Below are 4118 nucleotides of genomic sequence, written 5' to 3' on the forward strand. Positions count from 1 at the left end.
CGGCCGGCCGACGCAGCCCGCCCGGCACCCCGGCACGGCCGCGTCGCGGCCGTGCCGGGGATGTGAGGCGCAGAACGCTGACGGCCAGGCCCAGCAGCCAGTGATTCGGCTCTGAAATGGCTCTCATTGATCTTGCTAGGCTGGGTGACCACGCAGGCCGAACGGCTCCTTCGGTGCAGCTGCCCGCGGGCCGAGAGTTGTCGGCGGGAATTCGACCGGTCTCGGCGAGAGACGCGATCGGAGGCAGGTGATGGCCGACTCCACAGCCGGGATATCAGAGCCCACTCCGGTGGGCACGGCGGTGGCGGTGATCGACACCCAGGGAACCATCACGGGCTGGACGGCGGCGGCCGAGGAGCTGCTGGGACACAGCGCCGCAGAGGTGGTCGGGCGCTCCGCCGCGCTGCTGCTGATGCCGGGCCTCACGGCCCGGGACCTGTCGGAGTGGGCCGGGCGGGCACGGCTGCGGGAGCCATGGTCGGGGACGACGGAGCTCCGCGGGAAGGACGGGAAGAGCGTCCGGGCGACCGTCGAGGCCTTCCCTTTGTCCGGCCGCGGCAGAACCGACTGGTTCGTGACGGCCACGGACATCGGCACATCCGACGGCCGTAAGCATCTCCTTGTCCTCAGTGAGGCCAGCAAGAGCATCGGCACCGCCCTCGATGTCATGAAGACCGCCCAGGAACTGGCCGATTTCGCGGTGCCACGGCTGGCCGACTACATCACGGTCGATCTGGCCGAATCGGTTCCGCTCGGCGGCGAGCCCATCCAGCGGCTCACCTCGCCCGACCAGCGCGTTCCGGTGTTCCGCCGCGCGGGAGCGGCCTCGATCCATCCGGACATGCGGGAGTCCCTGTGGGATGTCGGAGACGTGGTCCTCGTTCCTCCGTCGTCCCCGTTCACCCACGCCCTGTCCTCGCGGGAGTCCTACTACGAGCCGGTCCTCGACATCTCTCCGGGCACCTGGGTCGACCAGGATCCGGACCGGCTGCGGACCATTCGCGCGACCGGTATGCACTCCCTGGTCATCGTCCCTCTCCAGGCGCGCGGGACACTCCTCGGTGAGGCCGTGTTCGTCCGTAACGACAACCGGATGGCGTTCTCCCGGGACGACCTGCTCCTGTTCGAGGAACTCGCCGGGCGGGCGGCGCTGAGTCTGGACAACGCCCGACGCTTCACCCGTGAGCGGGCCGCTTCGCTCGCGCTCCAGCGCAATCTCCTTCCCCGGCATCTCGCGGGAGGCGAAGCGGTCGAGGTGGCATCGCGCTATCTGCCGGCGGACACACACGAGGGCGTCGGAGGCGACTGGTTCGACGCCATCCACCTGCCCAGCGGCCGGATCGGGCTGGTGGTGGGTGATGTCGTCGGCCACGGCATCAACGCCGCGGCGCGGATGGGACAGTTCCGTACGGTCGTACGCACTCTCGCCGAGCTGGATCTGCCGCCCCATGAACTGCTCGCCAGACTCGACAGACTCGTCGTCCGCCTGACCGAGCAGGACAGCGGGGAGGACAGCGCGGAGGGCGACGGCCTCGGTCTCTGGTCCCAGACCATGGGCGGCACCTGTGTGTACGCCGTCTACGATCCCGCCACCCGGATCTGCACCATGGCACGGGCCGGACATCCGCCGCCCGCGGTGATCCACCCGGACGGCGGCGTCACCTTCCCGGACCTGCCCGCCGGGACACCGATCGGCATGGGACTCACCTCGTACGAGTCCTTCTCGATGGAACTGTCCGAGGGAAGCACCATCGCCCTCTACACCGACGGGCTCATCGAGTCCCGTGACGCGGATCTGGACGAGGGCCTGAGCCGGCTCGGTGCCGCCCTCGCACATCCCGAGGTCCCGCTGGAGGAGCTCTGCTCGGAGGTGATCGCCGCAATGACACGGAATCCTCGCCGCGAATCCGGCGTCGCCCTCCCCGACTCGGTGATGCCGCAGCCGTCGCATGACGACATCGCCCTCCTGCTGGCCCGCACCCACGGACAGGGTCCGGAGAGCGGCTCGCTGCTCCGTACGGCGTACCGCGTCTGAGGTCCGTGGCGAAGATCTTGCGAGGGCCGGGAACAAAACGCCGTCGGCCGGAATCCAATTGCCGTGCTCATCAACGACGTGGATGCGCGGGAGCCGGAGCGTTCGGAGAATGTGCTGGCCGTGGACTTCGGTACGTCGACGTCCGGCAGCTCCGGCCGTCGGACAGGAGCGGTGATGGCGCTGGTGTCTCCCGGTATCACCCGGGTTGTGCTCGCCCTGGACATCGAGGGCTACAGCAGCCGGCTGAATCTGGAGCAGATGCGTGAGCAGGAGCGGCTGGACCGGGCTCGGCGGGCTTCGGGGGCGAGGGCTTCGAGCGTACGGGCAAACAGCCGGCCGCCGGAGCCGAGCGTGCCCGCAAGGCGCCGGGCTCGGCGCTGAACACGGCGGTACGGACGCTCGAAGCGGGCTATCTCATCCATGAGCTGAAGCAGGCGCACCCTGCCGACCGCGCCGGGCACCACGAGGGCGAGAGCGAGTCCAAGGAGCACGACGGCCGGGCCGGCGACAAACACCACGGACATCACGCCTCCGGTCACCACGCCTCGGGCCACTCGGGGATCGGGACGGACGTTGTCACAGGTGATGAGCCGGCACAGGCCCAGGAGCCGGGCCCGGTGGCGGCCGGCCAGTTCGGTGAAGGCCGCGCTGTCGCCCTGTGCGCCACGGGTGAGCAGTTCGGTGGTGTCGGCGGTTCCGGCCATGTTCTCCGGTCCGTACATGTCCGTGCTCCTCAGTTTCAGTTCCGAGGAGTGGACCGTAGGCACCGGCGGCCTGCAGCACCACATCAGAAGATGCCATCGGGCGAACTTCTCAGCGGACGAGCCGGTCCAGCAGAACCGCGCCGCCGCAGCAGCCGAGAGCCGCGACGAGCAGCCACATCGAGCCCGCCACGGCCCGGTATTTCAGGGCCACGATCAGACTGACCTGACGTAGCTGACTGATCGTCAATTCCAGTCGGGCGGTGGCCGACCGGCCTATCGCGGCGCCCAGTTCGGCATCGGTGCCGTATTCGGCGGCGTCGCCGAAGTACTCCACCGTCGAACCGCCGGTGGCGGCGCCGCCAGCAGGATCTGGGCCTTGTTGTCGGCCCGGTCGACCTCGGAGCGCGCTTCGGCGAGGAGCGTGGAGGCGTACTCCAGGGCGGCCTCCTCCGGCGGGGACGGCACCGGAGCGGGGAGGGCTGCGGGCCGGCGTACGGCGGCGAGCACCCTGGACAACCACGAGTCGGGCATACGCCCGTTCTGCCTTCCGGACACATGGCGTGGCTTCGGCTTTAAACAGTCCTTGTCGCCCGATGCGCCTCTCAGTACTTTCTGTCCCCTCAGATTGCGACCTCGTGCGCACGAGGTCCATGAGGGGGGACAGATGAACAAAGCGATTCGCCGCGCCATCGCGGTGGCGGGGGCGCTCGCCCTGCTGCCGCTCCTGGCGGTCTCCGCACAGGCGGAGACGCCCGGGCCGCTCTCCGTGGAGGCGGTGGCGGCCATGACGCCGGAGCGGCAGGCCGAGGTGCTCGAACCACTGAGACTGGCCGCCGACGCGGTGGCCCAGGTGGGACAAGGGCCCCGGAAGGACATCTACACACAGGTCGAGATGGCCGCCGACTACCGCTCGGTCAATGTCTATCTGACCGATCTGCGCCAGGGCCGGAACTTCGTGGCCGCGGTGCACAAGGCCAATCCCGAGGTCGACACCGGACTGATCAATGTGGTCAAGGGCGAGAAGTCCCGGCAACAGCTCAGGAAGGAGATCGACGCGATCACCAGCCGCTCGGATCTGCCCTTCGAGGTGACTCTGGCGGGCAGTTCGGTCGACGGCGGCACCATCGAGCTCGCCGTGGACGATCCGAAGGCCGCGGAGCGCTACTTCGCCTCGCCGGCCGTCGCGCGGCAGGGCGCCGCCGCTGCCGACGGCACCGAGGTCCGCGTCAGAAAGGCGCCGTCGTCGACGCCGCTGAGCCGCTGGAACGACACCACGCCCTTCTACGCGGGAGCCGCGCTCGGACCGGCGTACGGCAGCCAGTCCAACTGCACCAGCGGAATACCCGCCGTCAGCACCTGGGACGGCCGCCAGTGGCTGG

At 69.5% G+C, this 4118-nt stretch carries 3 protein-coding genes and 1 pseudogene; 2 read left to right on the forward strand and 2 right to left on the reverse strand.

Annotation, left to right across the window (positions count from 1 at the left end):
* The first annotated feature begins 250 nt into the window (after positions 1-250).
* The gene (locus GA0115259_RS10080; RefSeq protein WP_093594024.1) at positions 251-2035 is read left to right on the forward strand and encodes a SpoIIE family protein phosphatase; all 1785 of its coding nucleotides are present in this window, start codon (positions 251-253) and stop codon (positions 2033-2035) included.
* 230 nt (positions 2036-2265) lie between these two features.
* On the opposite strand, the gene GA0115259_RS10085 is transcribed toward GA0115259_RS10080, so the two are convergent.
* Both GA0115259_RS10085 and GA0115259_RS10090 read right to left on the reverse strand, forming a co-directional pair.
* Positions 2266-2757 carry a hypothetical protein gene (locus GA0115259_RS10085; protein ID WP_093594027.1) on the reverse strand — a complete coding sequence of 164 codons (492 nt, stop codon included), beginning with the start codon at positions 2755-2757 and terminating at the stop codon, positions 2266-2268.
* 91 nt (positions 2758-2848) lie between these two features.
* Positions 2849-3073, reverse strand: coding sequence for a Pycsar system effector family protein (locus GA0115259_RS10090; protein ID WP_093594030.1), 225 nt, complete (start codon positions 3071-3073; stop codon positions 2849-2851).
* 330 nt (positions 3074-3403) lie between these two features.
* Here GA0115259_RS10090 and GA0115259_RS10100 point away from each other — a divergent pair.
* A pseudogene (locus GA0115259_RS10100) lies at positions 3404-4118 on the forward strand (hypothetical protein); the annotation flags it as partial.

The sequence above is a fragment of the Streptomyces sp. MnatMP-M17 genome (assembly GCF_900091995.1).
Classification (GTDB): domain Bacteria; phylum Actinomycetota; class Actinomycetes; order Streptomycetales; family Streptomycetaceae; genus Streptomyces.

Excerpts from the sequence above, each read along its gene's own strand:
- GA0115259_RS10080 (WP_093594024.1), top strand. The coding sequence starts at position 251 with ATGGCCGACTCCACAGCCGGGATATCAGAGCCCACTCCGGTGGGCACG.
- GA0115259_RS10085 (WP_093594027.1), bottom strand. The coding sequence starts at position 2,757 with ATGTACGGACCGGAGAACATGGCCGGAACCGCCGACACCACCGAACTG.